Here is a 14,611-nt window from a genome sequence, read left to right as displayed (position 1 = left end):
GCCCAAAGAAGTTTCCGCGCCATCTGCTTTCACGGCTGCCTGAGCTTCACGTGCTTCGCCACATCTCTGAGAGCGATCACGGTGCAGCCTTCATCCTTGAGGTGTTGCATGTAGCTTTCAAATTTTGCGGGTTCTGTGTTCACCCAGGGGTGTTTGATGTCGGGCACGCCGTGAAAGGTCATGACGGCGATCCTGCCATCCTTTGCCTGAGCCACCGCCGCCTTGAACTGCTCCAGCGTGCTGTCCGGTTTGCCATCGAAGGCCTGGGGCAAGACGAGAGGATCATCCTTGGACGGGTCATAGGCCTGCGCGCCTCCCGCACGGGCAAACTGGTAGCCGCGCTCGCGCAGGAGTTTCACCGCCGGCTCGCTGGTCTGATAGCCTGGATAACAGAAGCTGACCGGCTTCGGGATGCCAAATTTCAAACACTGCTGCTCGATGTATTCGACATCCGCCGCGAGCTGCTCCGGCTTCTGTTTTGCCACACCTGCGTGTCTGCGAGTATGGTTGCCAATTTCAAAACCATCCGCATTCAGAGCCTGGATCTGCTCCCACGTCATGTAGTGCTCCTTGTCCACAAGGAACTCAAAGCCTTCAGTGATGAAGAAGGTGGCGCCAAATCCCTGTTTCTTGAGCAGCGGCCCCACAAAGGTGGCGTGGCTGGCCACGGAGTCGTCAAAGGTGAGGACGACAATGCGTTCAGGAGAAGGTTCAACGGCCTGGGTGCGCCAGACGAGAACCATGGCAATACAGAGCAGGGTAAATGGAAAGAGCGATTTCATGGGATGGAGGTTCAGGGGACTTTTGACTGCTCGAAGCGCAGGGAATAAAGATCGGCGTCCGTGATGCGGAAACGCAGGCGCACTGGCCTGCCGGCGAGTTCACGGAGACTGGAATTCTCCTTCCACGTCACCGTGCGGCTGATCTCGTTGCCAATGATTTTATCGCAGTCGCCAGCGGCATACCCTGGGATGGGTCTTCCGGATTCCTCGAGAAGTTCCACCTGGATACGGCCTGCAGCGGAGGTCCAATAGTTGAGGACAAGTTTTTCACCACTGAAACGTAGAGGCTTCGTCGTCATGATACCAGCACTGTACCCAGCATGGACAGAAGCGAAACCATCGGTGCGCAGGGAGTACCGCCGGATCTGGTGCGATGGAATGGCGTAGTTCGTCGAGACATAAAATGACATCTCCGCAGCGCCGGTGGGGACGATGCCCATGGAGGCAAACAAGCTGCGGGCATGCCACGCGCCGCGCTCCATGCCGGGACGCACAAAAGCCTCCATGAAGGTGCGGTCGTAGGTCGTGCCATCACGTGAGGACATGAGCATGACGTCTCCGATTGAATTGGCGATGGCACGAGTCTCAGTTTTATAAGCCTCAAGCTCCGCACGCGGCACCACTTCCTCGCTGATCATGCGGTGTGGCATTGAGATCTGGATGTGCGGAGCGCGGAAGTACGGCATCGTGGCATTGGAGTAGAGATTGCGCACTTTTTCCTCGCTGCTGAACTGCATGCGCACCGGTTCCGACCAGGTTTTAAAATCTTTGGAAACTGCACGGGCGATGGTTCGATAGGCCTCCCTCGGCTTGGGATGTCCGGGAGTGCCGCCCTCGCTCCAGGCGCGCATGTAGATGGCGTAGCATTGCTGCGCCGGAAGCCAGCTCAAGACATTGAGGGAATCCAGCTTGTAGCCGTCGAAGATGATTTCGTCCGAATAGCTTTTCCAATGGATGCCATCGGGCGAAACAAAACGAAGGAGGCCTTCTTCGCGTCCGGTGCCAGCGCCAACGCCTTTGTAGCGCTCCTCTGCAGGAATACCGGGACGGTCATCAAGCATGGCGGTAAAATTGACCGAAGTCCGGCGCGGAGTGGGCCCGAGAATGATATTGTTCTCAGTACTGCCTTCAAACGGGACGAGGCCCAGCTTTGGCTTCACCCATGTTTTCCCGTCCGTGCTTTCCGCATAACAGGTCACTTCAGTGCCGGGTTTGAGAATGCCGGTTTCTGTCTTGGTGCCACCGCGATAGTAAAGGCGGTAGGTGCCGCCGTCCTTGATGACGGTCATGTATGCGGCGGAGAAATTTCCCTCCCAAGGATAATCAAACGTCATGCTGATCTCCTCGGGCCTCGGCTGAGCCAGCTGAAGAGCCGTGCCCTCCATGGTGTCGATGAGGGCGCGGTCCACGAAAATTTCCAGGCGGTCTCCGATGTCCGTCACCGTATCAGCAGCAAAGGCCTGGCTGACCGACACAAGGAGAGTGAGGAGCTTGAGATGCCGGCTGCTCATTGTCTTGGGATGTTTTACTTGCCCCACATCTTCGCGAACTTTTCTGGGACGTAGAAGGTGTCTTTGCCGGTGGGAACGTAGGCGGTGCGTTCAACGGTGCCGCCGCGCACACGCTGACGGCACAGGTTGAAGTGCCAGGGAAAGAGACTTTTCGGCTGGGCACCATCGATGCCTTTGAGTGGATCCAGAGCAAAGGCGCCTTCGCCAATGATCGGAAGACGCAGTTCGATGCTCCAGAGCTTGTCCCCGCGATGGACGGCACATTGCGCACCGGAGGCCCAGTTCACTCCTTTGCCACCATTGGCGTGGTCGATTTCCAAGATCGCCCCGGCGGGATTGATGGCGATTTCATAGTAATTGCGGGACTGCGACTCGATGAGCAGCGTGACGTGATCGCCTTCCAGCAGTTTGGGATCATCGGAAGCGGTCGTTGCAATATTCATGCCGGGCATGTCGGGCTCCTGGCAGATGATGCCGACATGGAGGATGCTGTCCTGACGCTGAATTTGGAAGTGGGTGAAGGCCTTCGGATGTGGAGCGGCGGGGGAGAGCTTTGTCAGAGCGGCGGAACGCGCCTCGGTCCAGTAGTCCTTGAGGACCTGACCATCGAAAGGCCTGCTGGTGAGGGGCTTTCCACCGGTCTGGTGCGCCTCCAGGACGCGATAGTCGGCGTCGGTCTCGCGCTTGCGGCTGAGCTGCTGCTGCAAGGCCTTCAACGGTTTCATGATGTCGGCTATTTTTTGCAGCCGCCGGCCAGGGGCGCATTGCGGATCCACGGAGTCCTGAGCCTTGGCGAAAAGAGCCAGCGCCGTGCCGATTTTCCCGGCGTCCTGCCCCATGTGCATCCAATTCGCCTCGGAGTACTGAATGAAGGCTTGCATGGCTGCGGCTGCGGGACCGTAGTAAGCGTTCAGATATTCCGAGACGAGAGCATCGACGTCCTGGCTGGCGTCCCACCAAAGGCGCGAGGTGATGTAGAGATTGAGATGCTCGATGGCGAAGGGGTCATAGCCGAACGTGGACTCCCTGCCGGCAGGATGGTCGTAGATCTCGATCATCTCGCCGAGGGTATGTCCTTTCAGCTCGCGGAGGTCACGCGAGATCTGGTGCGTGTAATACACAGGCCGCCCCGCTTGCTCGGGACGTGCATTGATGCTGTAGTCCCAGGTGAGGTAGCGGTCTGGCGCGAGTTTTTTCGTCCAGGCGGCGCGCATGTCCTGGTGCTCCTTGTGTTTCGCTTCATCCCAGAAGCTCTGGCGCTGGCGTGTTTCGATGAGCACAAAGTTGGGGCTCATTTTTTCAATCTTTTCCGGAGGGAGCTTGTAGGCGCTGTAGGCGAGGCCACTGACGAGGCGATCCGGGTGAGATTTGTTCAATTCCAGAGCAAGCCGGTTCAGGTAACCAAAGACATGGTCTGACATGCTGCCGGACCAGCCACGTTCCGGGGTGAGCTGCGCCATCCATTTCGGATCATCAGAAGTCATCCCACCATAGCCATCCACGAGATCTATGCTCAGCATGGGCTCCTTGAAGTGATCAAACATGGCGCGTGCATATTTGAGATGCTTTTCGAAAAACACCGCCGAGGTGAGATCGGGATAACCGCTGCCTTTGGTGGTGGTATCGCGCCTGCCGCCGGTCAGCAGATACATTTCCGGATGTGCCTGCTTCATCTCGTCTCGCATGAGGACGAACTTTGCGCCATGGCAGATCTGGGTGATGCCGCCGATCTTGTGGCCGTTGTTGAGCCCGAGACGAAAACACCAGATGGCCTTGTCGCCGATGCCAGTATGGTCCGTATAAAAGGTGAAACGGCGCATGCCGAAGTCTGGAACAACGGTTTTGTTCACCTCTGGCTGCGGGATGCTTTTCATCGAAGGGACCACCTCGCCCAGATCTCCGGGTGCATACCAGCGCACTCCAAGGCTGCGCAGGAATTCGTACACAGCATTCAAAGTGCCTGCGTCGTCGTAGTCCCATACATCCAGGTCCTTGTGATAGCGGGCATGCACATCCCGATGGTGATTCCAAAAGGTGTCTCCGGTAATCTTGTCGAACTCCGCGTTCACACGCGTCGTCTCGCCCACGCTGCGATTGCGCCCCCATGGCTCGATGGGAACGAAATCCTCATCAGGACCGAGAAGGGCGAGCCATGATGCCCCGGCGGCCATGAGGAAGGCGCCATCCTTCAGGCCCTCGGCACTGAGTTTTAGATCTTCCGTAAAATGGCTTTTGCCGACGTAGACCGGTGTTTTGCCAGCGTGTGGCTGAGTAACAATCTCCAGCCTCGCACCACTGATTTTTTCCACGTAGGCCTGCAGTTCCTTCGCGGCAAGCTTCGTCATTCGCGCAGGCTTTTCTGAAATGACAATCTCAGCCTTCGCCTGGCCATCTTGAACCAGGAAAGCGCCGGCTGCAGGCACGGCAGAAAGAACAAGGAGGAAGAGAACCGGAAGGGGCTTCATAGGAGTCGCGTCAAGGTTTGACGGGCTTCACGTCGACGAAGAGACCACTGAATTTAGGCGCATCGTGGAGGTAAAGCAGGCGGCCAGGGCTGATCTCGCGGATGCTGGTGTAATTGAAACCTGTCTTCTCTGAGATCACATGATGTGAGGGCCAGGTCTTTCCGCCGTCCAGGCTGAACATCAGGCAGCTTGCGGGACGACCGTAGCTGCATGCGAGAATGCCATTGCTCATCAAAACGAGATCGGGCAGCACTTTGCCGACTTCGAGATCAACGGGCGCGCTCCAGGTTTTGCCAGCATCATGAGAGAACATCTGTCTCATGAGAGAGTTGCGGTCTCCTCGTATGACAGCCGTCTGCTCGGTGGCGCTGAGGCGCACGACGGCAGGCTCTCCTCCCGGACCCACCACGGAAAAATGATTCCAAGTCCTGCCTTCGTCAGTGCTGCGCAGGAGATGGGACCAGCGCTCGGTGCTGTTGCGACCGGTTGGCAGCTTCACCATCTTACGGCTCCATACCACCATGGTGATGCCTCCATCGTCGTCGTTCCAGATGTGGCGTTCGCAGATGATCTGGTCGTTCTTGGACTCGTTGGCGTATTGCTTTGGCAGGATGATCTCGTTGTCCGTCATCGTGAAGCTTGTGGCATCTTCGTTCAGCCGCACGGTTTTGCCCATGACCCGGCCGTCCGGCTGGGTACGCGTCCAGCGTGATATGCCGAGGATGCTGCCATCCGGCCGCCGCAGGCAGGGCAGTGGCGTGGTGTCGATCTTGTCGAGCCCGGGAATAGGAGTCCAGGTTTTGCCAGCGTCGGTTGATTTGAGCAAGCCGTAGGGTTCATAGAAGGCATCCGGCCCCTGGGCGACGCTTGTGAGGAGCAGACCTTTGCCCATGTCATACAGATAGGGGCGTGTCTGCTTTACGTCTTCCCTCGGGATGAGCCAGGACTCGCCAACGGCAAGCTGAACCGGATCAGGCGGCAGGGGTGCTGCGGCTTTGCGCACGCCAAGTTTCACCGAGGACCAGACAGCCTCACCGGTGGCAGTCTTGGCGCTGGACCCAAACTGGATGAATGGCTGCGGTGAATCCGCTGGCTTCCAGAAGGCGTTTTGACCGGCCACTTTCTGCACACCGTCCACCCACATGCTCATGTCCGTCTCATGAATGACAAGACGGTAGGTGTGAAACTGGCCCGCCGTGTCCATGGGTATGAAGCGGTCCGTGAAGCTCGTGGCCTGCGCAGGAAAGAGAACGAGCCCCTCCTGATGCCTGCCATCGCTGACCTGGACCATCACCGGCGCGCCATCGCGCCAGGGCCAGAGCGACGTGGCAGGCTTCTTGGCCTGCGAGCCGGTGATCGCACCGGTTTTCACGGTGGCCTCGACGATGATTTCATCTCCGGGGCTGGCTTTCCAAGGCGCACGAAAATGCCCGAAATCCTTGCCATCATCCACGAGGCGAAGCCCTTCGGCCTCGACCTTGGCATTCACCGTTCCGACCGTGGTCCAGGTCGAGTCCGGCAAGGCTTTGCCGTCGTACTGAACGAGCCAGGTAATGCCATCGGCAGCACCAAGGGGGCCGCTGAACATGACAGCGGCACAAGAGATGAGAATGTATTTCATGATCGGATGAATAATTCCGATCATTTTTTACCGGCCTTTTCCGCCGCTGCTTTGGCTTTAGCCTCGGCGGCTTTCTTCGCGGCCTCGACGGCCGCAGATTCGAGCGCAGGCCATGCGGCCTTTGCTTTGTCGAGTTCGGCGGCATTGAGGCCGAGCGCCTGGAGCACTCCGATGGCCATGAGTTTGTTGCCTTCCACATTCATGTGGACACCGTCGCTGGTGAGCACTTTGACTCCTGGCTTGTTCTCGGTTTTGATGCGTTCCTGAAACATGGCGTTCAGATCTGCCAGCGGGATTTTCTTCTCCTTCGCGAGTTCACGGAGGAAGGCATTATAAGGAGCAAGCAGGCCGTTTTCTTTGCTGTCGAGATTCTCATGGATCACGGTGGCGGTGAGCATGACCGGCTTCACACCAGCAGCCTGCGCCTGGTCGATGATGGCGGTGATGTTTTTCTTGTAGGTGCCGCGGGTGGAGACCTTGTCATCGTAGGTTCCACTCTTTGCCATCGCATCGTCCAAAGGAACGCCACGAGGACCATGCCAGACATCGTTCACGCCGCAGCTCAGCGTCATCCATTGTGGCTTTTTACTCAGCACGTCCTTGTCCAGGCGCGCCAGCATTTGGTCGGATTTGTGTCCGCTGATGCCTGCCGGAACGGCCTCGGCCTTGACGCCGTTTGCCTCCAGTCCGGCGATGACAAGGCGCACGTAGCCTGCGGGATTGCCCCAGCCGCCCACAGTGATGGAATCGCCGAGAAAGGCAATCTTCTCGCCGCTTTTCACGGCGATTTCTGCCTTGGCCAGATGTGGCAGAGCCAGGGCGACAGCAAGAGAGCAAAGACGAAGGGAGGAATGAAATTTCATGGGTTGATTGGGTTGGGTGGAAAGAACGTGACAGGCAAACGAACAGCCGGACACATCCTTTCGTGCAACACGCCCGCAATCAGCGCAGCCAGCGGACCTTGTAGGGCCGGGCACTTTCGAAATGAATGGTTCCAGAAGGCTCCAGCAGCCGGATCGCCGGCCCCCAGGAACTGATGACGATGCGACCTGTGACAGGATGCACATCGACCGATTTGATTCCGGCCTCTTTGCCAAGGAGCGCATGCGGCTTGAAGCTGGCGCTTTCACGATCAAACAACTGCACGGTTTTCTCAGTGGTGATGATCAGGTTATTCGTATCGGGCACCGGACGCAGATCGTGGCCGTCCATGTCCGGCAAAGGGTGCGAGCTTTTGAGCTTTAGCACTGGCTGTTCGCTGTCCCATGCTTCGAGCGTGTAGGCGCGCAGCTCGTCAAATCCCAGCGCCCAGAGACACTGGCGTTTTTCGTCCCAGACAAGACCATGCGCGGAATGCAGCGGAGTCTTGAAAACTGGAACTGCGGAACCGGACAGGTTGAATACTTCCAGATGATCGCCGCTGAGCGAACTGGCGGCGACGATGCGGTCGTGCGGCAGCAGTGCGAGGGAGTGGGCATTGCGTGCCCGTGCGCGCCAGAGCAGGCGGTTCGTCGCACGCTCGATCAAAGCGCAGCCTCCATTGGAAGCATACACCAGGAGCTTTGCACCGTTTTCAAGGGGCTTGCATTCGTCGAGATGATTAAACTCGCGCCGCGCCTCCACTGGCAGATCCGCAGCGTCTTCGCCACTCCAGCGCCAAAGCTTGCGGGAGGCATCGCCATCCGTGTCGATCACAAACACTTCATTGCCACCCGCACAGACCAGCTCCGCGGCCGGACCGTGAAGAGTGGCACAGCACAGAATGCAGGCGATGACGCCACGCATCATGGTTTGAAGACCGCAATCTCCTTCGCCGTGGTGACATCCCACTCACGCAGGTTGCCGTCCTGATCTCCGCCAAGAATGAGATCTCCGGACTTCGTTGTGGCGAGAGATTGCAGGAATGCGGTGGCGCCCGCCAGTTGTTTCACTTCTCCTCCGTCGCTGGTGATGAGGCGAAGTTTGCTGTCTCCCGCGCTGGTGGCGATCTGGTCTGCGGCACCGAGGTAATGAACGCCGGTGACCTCCTTGTCCCAGCCATCGACGCTCTTGCGGCGGTCGCCGGTGGTCCAGTCCCAGACTTTGACGACGTTGTCGGCGCCACTGCTCGCCAGCAGGCGGCCGTCCGCACGCCAGCTCACGCCAAGCACGTGGTGTGTGTGGCCTTCGAAGACTTTGACGACCTTGCCGGTGCTCAGGTCGGTGATGCGCACGGCTTTGTCGGCACCGCCCGAGGCGAGGAGTTTGCCATCGGGTGAGAAGTCGAGCGCGAAGATGCTGTCGAGATGACGCTCGGCATACTCCTTCGTCAGCTTTCCAGTGGTCACGTCCCACAAAGTGATGTCGCCGCTGCGCGAAGGCTCGCCGCTGCCAATGGCGAGTGTTTTGCCATCGGGTGAGAATGCGAGACTATTTGCACGGTCGGAGATCTGAGATTTGCCATCGCCGGTGCCGAGGTTTCGTTCGAGCGTCCACGTGATGCTGGTGCTGCCGGCCACAATGGGTTTGCCATTCACCGTGCTCCAGGCAAGAGGCGGACCAGCGTCCTGCTCAGCAACGAGTTCAAGGCCGTTGGCGGAGAATTGGAGCGCCTTGGCTTTCTTGAGGCTGGTCGTGAGGGCCTTGGCCACGAGATCGCGCTCTGCGTTTGCTTTCTCTGCCTCCTTCTTCACCACTTCGAGACGGGCTTTGGCATCTGTGACGGTCTGCTTGGCCTTGGCTTCATTCTCCGTGACGAGCTTGATTTCATTGGCCGTGTCGGTGATGGCCGATTCGGCGCGCGCAAGCGCTTCCTGGGCCAGCTTGAGATCCGAAGCAGCTTTTGTGACTTTTTCCTGCGCTTCGGTGTTCTTTTTCGTCAAAGCTTCGTCGGGCTTCTCCTGAGGCACCTTCGCAAGCTGGTCGGCGACTTCTTTCGCTGCTTTCTCCGCAGCGGCTTTGGCGTCTTCCTTGGGCTTGATGTCCTTCTTCTTTTCTTCGAGCGCTTTTTTGGCGAGATCCGCCAGTTCGTTGGCTTTTTTCAGGCGGTTGCCCTGCTCGGTCGCGTCGGTTTCGGCTTTTTTGATGGCTTCGTTTTGATACGTGACCTCCAGCGCGGCACGCACGGCCGCGAGGCTGCGCTGCGCCAATGCCTGCTCGGCAGCGAGATCCGATTTGATGTGGGCAATCAGCTTGCCACCCGCAGTCTCTGTCAGCTTGATGGAGTTGTCCGCCTCCTGCGTGGCGGTGAATTTGGCCGAAGGCGCAAACGCGGGAGTTGCAGGGTTGCTGCGTTTCCAAAGTTTCACTTCGCGAAAGCTTCCGGTCGCGAGATGGGTGCCGTCGGGGCTGAAGGCAATCGACTGCACCACATCCCGATGCGCCACCCCGGGCTGCTTGTACAGTCCGGATTTGAGCAGGGATTCATCTGTCAGCTTGGTGACGAGGCTCTGTGTGGGCAGATGATAGATGCTGATCTGATTGGCACGCGCTGCGGCGGCATAGTCGCCGCTAGGGGCCACAGCCACCGAATAGATGGTCTGCAGGCCTGCGGGCAGAGGCTGCCAGGCGATGACGATCTCCTGCTTGGCGGAGGCTTTTGCGCCCTGATCGATCCACGCCTTGAAGAGCGCGAGCTGCTCCGGAGTAAGGTTCACCGCACCAACTTTGTTGCCCTTTGGCGGCATCTCGGAATCCCATGTGTGGGCCGCGGCCTGATACATGACGCTTTCCGCACCTTTGCCCGGAATGATGCCCCGGTCGCTCTCACCGCCTTTGGCCATGAGTTCGGGGGTCTCCATGTTGAGGCCGCCCTTGGTGGTGGTCTTGTTATGGCAGGCGATGCAGTTGTCCTTCAGAAAAGGGCGGACCTGCTTGTCGTAATCGATGGGCGCGGGGCTCGCAGCCATGACGAACGACGATTGCAAAACGACGAATGGGAGAATGAATCTCATTTCTTGGCGACCTCCTTCACGCGGATGCGGATGGGATTGGAACAAACGATGAAAGTGGCTTCCTTGGCTGCGGATTTGGCGGTGAGATCTTTGACGAGAGCAGCGGCGGCGGTCTTGGCGGCATCTGCAGTTTTGAGCGCGGCAGTGGCGGTCTTGACGAGCTCAGCCTTGTTGGGTGAGGTATCGGCGTTGGCAGTTTCGAGCTGCTTTTTGGCGGCAGCCTGAGCTTCGCCAGCCTTCTTGGCATCGGCCTCGGCTGCGTTGAGTTCTTCGACACCACGCCGAACTTTCGTCTTCGCCGGGCCTTGCAGGATGAAGCCGTAGTCGCCGGGGGCGAGTTTGAGGGCTTTGACATCCAGCGTGAATTTGCCTGCTGCGGCTTTCGCGGGGATGTCAGCTTCTGGAGCTTTGGCAGCGTCGATGAGGCCGAGGGCTTTGAGCTTCAGGGCGTCGGTGAAATCTGCCTGTCGTGTGACTTTGAGGGCGATCTCCAGTTTGCCGTCTGCAGCGACTTCGAGGATGTCCGTTTTTTCGGTCTGCACGGATGCAGGAGTGGGCTGCACGCTGACACCGAGTGCAGGCGCGCCGGTGGTGCGGTAGAGGATGTTGTCCTTGGTGGCGTCCGCCACGCCGAAGCTCGCGAAGCGGCTCTGTGGAATGCCGCCGAGGATGCTGGCGCCTGCGGGAGCGTCTGCACTGGCTTGAAAGGCGATGTAACCCAAGGACTGGCCTTTGCCGATGAACCCGCCGAGGCAAGTGACACCCGCAGGGAGCTTGTCAGCCTTGAGTTCAACGGGCTCGCTGAGAGAGTTGCGATTGGGGACGATGATTTCGAGAGCGGCGATGCCACCGCGCGGGACATTGGCACTGCCAAGCTCCGCTCCCTTGGTCTTCGCTCCGGGCAGAATGGGATTGATGGCGATGAGCGCCGGGGGCTTCGGCGCTTCTTTGAGAATGCGCAGCTCGTAGGGCTGGGTGGTGGCGAAGCTGTCGCTGATGGAAATGCGGAAAGTGCCATCGGCCTTGGCCGTGTAAGCATAGGAAGGGTCTCGGTTGACGAATGCAATGTCCGGCGCGGGGGTGATAGCGGGCGCGTCGGCGATCTCGGCCTGTGCCGTGAGCTTGCCGTCGGGCATGAGGTTTTCGATGACGAGATGCGGGTCAGTCGCATGGCCCAGCTGGTGGGAATGCACTTCGAGGATGAACTGATCGCCTGCTTTGAAAGCGAGATCAAAAATGCGCGGCTGGCCCTGCACCGGAAATTGATCGCGAATGACATCGCCAATCTTGACGCTGATGGGCGGCACAGGCTGCGGACCATACGGCGAGGCGGGAGGAGAAGCCGGCTTCTTCGATCCCAGCGTCACCCGATACGCATAATCATCACCCGTTCGATACATCAAATCATTGAGCCGAAGGAGATAGGTGCCATCACCTGGAGGAGCAAAGGACATGACTCCATTACGCATGCGGGCGAGCTCCTTGCCGCTGCTCGTGGTGATGACGCCGAGAAGTTCGGTGCGAGTGTCGAAACTGCGGCCGTCAAAACTGACGTTGATTGACTGGCCTTTTTTCGCCTCGAAGGAAAACCAATGAGGAGAATTGGATTTGAAGGCGCCTTGAATGGCGGAATCGAGCGCCACCTTCTGAGCCTTGTCAGACTTGGCGTTCGCTCCTGAGGATGTGACTGACTCGATCGGGCTGATTTCAAACACGCGCGGATTGGACACTCCATAACGCCCTACAAACCGAAGATCATAAAGCGCAGGCTTCAGGTCAGCAGGAAGTGCGATGCTGAAGAGATTCGGCTTGAGATTCTTGACCGGGATGGAGCGGTCGTTGAAAAGAACGGACTGGGGGCCTTCCAGGTCCGAACCGCGCAGGGTGACTTCGAGAGTCTCGCCAGGCTTTCCTCCGAGAGGGGAAACGGAGGTCAGCGTCGGAGACGGAAAGGTGGCCTGGGAAAACGCTGGAGCAGCGCAGGCCAGAAAAATGGCGACATGAAGACTGAGACGAGGCATGCAGGCGGGCGCTTAGTGATTGAACAAAAACTCTTTCGTGTTCAGCAATGCCCAGAGGATGTCCTCATAAGCTTCCTTCTTTCCTTTAAAGGCTTCATCACCCGATTTACCGGCGGTCTTTTTGTCGATGTGCGTGTGGGCGAATTTGATTTCGGACGGATTGGGATCACGGCTGAGAGCGATGTGGTAGAGGTCGGAAATCTTGTCGTCATCAGGGCGTGCATCCTTCGTTAGCGCGTCGGCGCGGCCGTTGCCACGCGAGAGCTGAGTCTGAATTTCAGCGGCGTTCAGCAGGTGCAGGCTCTGTGCGAGGCTGGCCTCCTGGGTACGCTCGCACTCACAGGCACTGGAGGAGTCGGGACGGCCGAAGACACTGAGGAAATAGGTGCTCTGGTTGTAGCTGTTGTCCGGCAGTGCGACTGCGCGCGTGCCAGGGGCCTGGCCGGCGAAGGCGGTCTGGACGTCCAGCAGCGTATTGACGGAGTCGTAGAGCACTTCGGCGTTCAGACGCTTCGGATAGTAGCGGCTGAAGTTCTGGCGGTCCTTCGCATTGTGTGCGTTCGGAACGGCGCTGAGCTGGTAGGTGGTGGAATTGGTGATGGTGCGGATGAGCTGCTTCAAGTCGTAGCGGTTCTTCACGAAGTCGGCGGCCAGAGCGCTCAGCAGTTCTGGGTTCACGGGAGGATTCGTTTCGCGCATGTCGTCCTCGGGCTCGACGAGGCCACGATTGAAGAAGTGCTTCCAGTAGCGGTTTACCAGCGTGTGGGCAAAGAAGGGGTTCTCTTTCTGGCTCATCCAGTCCGCCAGCGCGAGGCGCGGATCCTGCTCCGGCTTCAGCTTTAAGGCGGTGGAACCCAGGCTGGTGGGCATGACGGCCTCCTTGGTGCGGATGTTGGTGGTCTGGGCAACTCCGCGCTTGCTGAAGATCATCTCCTCACCCGCAAACGAGGAGGGCTTGCGGCTGACGTTGCTGAAGAAGGCGGCGAAGCCGTAGTAGTCCTGCTGGCTCCACTTTTCAAAGGGATGGTGATGGCACTGCGCACACTGCATGCGGGTACCGAGGAAAAGCTGCGCCACGTCCTCCATCTGCTGTTTCATTTCTTTCACCTGCCGGTACCAGGCGACGGGGGGATTTTGATCCAGATCCCCGGAGGCGGAGACCACTTCGCGGACGAACTGATCGTAGGGCTTGTTGTCGGCGATGCTGTCGCGAATCCACTGCCAGAAGAGGTAACTGCCGCGCGCGAAGGTCGGCTGCGTACGCTGATTGCGCAGCAGGGCGCTCCACTTGTTGGCGAAGTATTCGGCGTAGTCCGGGGAGTCCAGCAGGCGGTCGATGAGGATGCTGCGCTTATTCGCTTCCTTGGAGGCCATGAAGTCCTTCATTTCCGCCGCAGTGGGAAGGCGTCCGGCGATGTCGAGCGTGACACGGCGGATGAAGGTGCCGTCGTCTGCGATGTCTGAGGGCGGCATGCCGATGGTCTTCAATTTGGCGAAGACAAGATCATCCACAAAGCCGCGGGATGCGGGCAGTTTTTCCACCGGAGCGCCAAGAGGAACGGTGGCGCGGAAGGTCGAGACCTTGCCCTGATAGCGCACCATCACGGCGACGTCGCCAGGGAGATCAAAGAGCTGCACACGGCCGGTCTCGCTTGTCTCGGCCATGGCTTTTTCATTGGCCTCATACAGCGCCCGTTTGGTGACGTCGCGGGTGCTGCCGTCGGTGTAATGAGCGGTGACCTTGAGCTGCTGGGCCCCTTTGAGCGGCATGGTGAGCTTGGCGGGCTCGACGCTGATGCTGGCCATCTTCGGATCGGTGTCCTTTCCATAGGGCATGCCGTCACGAATCCAGCGCACGAGATCGGCGTAATCCTCTGAATTGGGGTCGAGCTTTTTGCCGCCGCCGTGGGGCAGCTGCGCCGTTCCTTTGGTCAGGAGCAGGCTTTGCTCCGCCGAAGCCGGAAACACGCGGCGACCGCGCGCTTCCTTAACAATGTGTTCGTAATCTTCCTGCGGCTCAAAGCCGAGCAGCGAAAGCTTGAAGCCGTTCTGCCCGCCCGACTTGCCATGGCAGCCGCCGGAATTGCAGCTGCCCTTGGTCAGGATGGGAACGATGTCGTTGGCAAAGTTCAGCGGGCGCGGCGCGTCTGCCGCGAAACCAGGTGCGGCGGAAACCAATGCGGCGATGAGAGTGTAGCGTGGCAGATTCATGACAAACGAAACCTACGCAGGCCGGTGACACATTTTGTCGTCCCAAACTAAGTCTGTGCTTTTCGGCG

Annotated in this window: 9 protein-coding genes; all 9 read right to left on the bottom strand. The window is 58.8% G+C overall.

Features of this window, described 5'->3' with window-relative positions; genetic code table 11:
- Positions 1-29: 29 nt before the first annotated feature.
- Positions 30-782, bottom strand: a complete 753-nt coding sequence (locus ACILSO_RS26200) for a polysaccharide deacetylase family protein (protein ID WP_395740438.1) — start codon at positions 780-782, stop codon at positions 30-32.
- An 11-nt stretch (positions 783-793) separates the two neighbouring features.
- Positions 794-2,293, bottom strand: coding sequence for a hypothetical protein (locus ACILSO_RS26195; protein WP_395740437.1), 1,500 nt, complete (start codon positions 2,291-2,293; stop codon positions 794-796).
- 14 nt (positions 2,294-2,307) lie between these two features.
- On the bottom strand, positions 2,308-4,758 hold the full coding sequence (locus tag ACILSO_RS26190; RefSeq protein WP_395740436.1) for a DUF4838 domain-containing protein: 2,451 nt from the start codon (positions 4,756-4,758) through the stop codon (positions 2,308-2,310).
- Positions 4,759-4,768: 10 nt separating this feature from the next.
- The gene (locus ACILSO_RS26185; protein WP_395740435.1) at positions 4,769-6,379 is read right to left on the bottom strand and encodes an exo-alpha-sialidase; all 1,611 of its coding nucleotides are present in this window, start codon (positions 6,377-6,379) and stop codon (positions 4,769-4,771) included.
- Between the two features lie 20 nt (positions 6,380-6,399).
- Entirely contained in the window at positions 6,400-7,242 is an 843-nt protein-coding gene (locus ACILSO_RS26180) for an SGNH/GDSL hydrolase family protein (RefSeq protein WP_395740434.1), read from the bottom strand.
- Between the two features lie 79 nt (positions 7,243-7,321).
- Positions 7,322-8,167 (bottom strand): DUF6528 family protein, encoded by an 846-nt coding sequence (locus ACILSO_RS26175; protein ID WP_395740433.1) that lies wholly within the window; start codon positions 8,165-8,167, stop codon positions 7,322-7,324.
- Positions 8,164-10,266: a c-type cytochrome domain-containing protein gene (locus ACILSO_RS26170; protein ID WP_395740432.1), complete on the bottom strand. Its 2,103-nt coding sequence runs from the start codon at positions 10,264-10,266 to the stop codon at positions 8,164-8,166. The genes ACILSO_RS26175 and ACILSO_RS26170 overlap by 4 nt, the downstream gene beginning before the upstream one ends.
- 41 nt (positions 10,267-10,307) lie before the next feature.
- On the bottom strand, positions 10,308-12,332 hold the full coding sequence (locus ACILSO_RS26165; protein ID WP_395740431.1) for a hypothetical protein: 2,025 nt from the start codon (positions 12,330-12,332) through the stop codon (positions 10,308-10,310).
- Positions 12,333-12,344: 12 nt separating this feature from the next.
- Positions 12,345-14,543 (bottom strand): DUF1549 domain-containing protein, encoded by a 2,199-nt coding sequence (locus tag ACILSO_RS26160; protein ID WP_395740430.1) that lies wholly within the window; start codon positions 14,541-14,543, stop codon positions 12,345-12,347.
- Positions 14,544-14,611: the final 68 nt, after the last annotated feature.

It is taken from the genome of Prosthecobacter sp., from assembly GCF_044226605.1.
Taxonomy (GTDB): domain Bacteria; phylum Verrucomicrobiota; class Verrucomicrobiia; order Verrucomicrobiales; family Verrucomicrobiaceae; genus Prosthecobacter.
This window is presented reverse-complemented; position numbering and strand designations above follow the sequence as displayed.

Bases quoted from the DNA above. Each gene is read 5' to 3' on its own strand.
- ACILSO_RS26165 (WP_395740431.1), bottom strand. From the start codon at position 12,332: ATGCCTCGTCTCAGTCTTCATGTCGCCATTTTTCTGGCCTGCGCTGCT.
- ACILSO_RS26160 (WP_395740430.1), bottom strand. From the start codon at position 14,543: ATGAATCTGCCACGCTACACTCTCATCGCCGCATTGGTTTCCGCCGCA.
- ACILSO_RS26180 (WP_395740434.1), bottom strand. From the start codon at position 7,242: ATGAAATTTCATTCCTCCCTTCGTCTTTGCTCTCTTGCTGTCGCCCTG.
- ACILSO_RS26195 (WP_395740437.1), bottom strand. From the start codon at position 2,293: ATGAGCAGCCGGCATCTCAAGCTCCTCACTCTCCTTGTGTCGGTCAGC.
- ACILSO_RS26200 (WP_395740438.1), bottom strand. From the start codon at position 782: ATGAAATCGCTCTTTCCATTTACCCTGCTCTGTATTGCCATGGTTCTC.
- ACILSO_RS26170 (WP_395740432.1), bottom strand. From the start codon at position 10,266: ATGGCTGCGAGCCCCGCGCCCATCGATTACGACAAGCAGGTCCGCCCT.
- ACILSO_RS26175 (WP_395740433.1), bottom strand. From the start codon at position 8,167: ATGATGCGTGGCGTCATCGCCTGCATTCTGTGCTGTGCCACTCTTCAC.
- ACILSO_RS26190 (WP_395740436.1), bottom strand. From the start codon at position 4,758: ATGAAGCCCCTTCCGGTTCTCTTCCTCCTTGTTCTTTCTGCCGTGCCT.
- ACILSO_RS26185 (WP_395740435.1), bottom strand. From the start codon at position 6,379: ATGAAATACATTCTCATCTCTTGTGCCGCTGTCATGTTCAGCGGCCCC.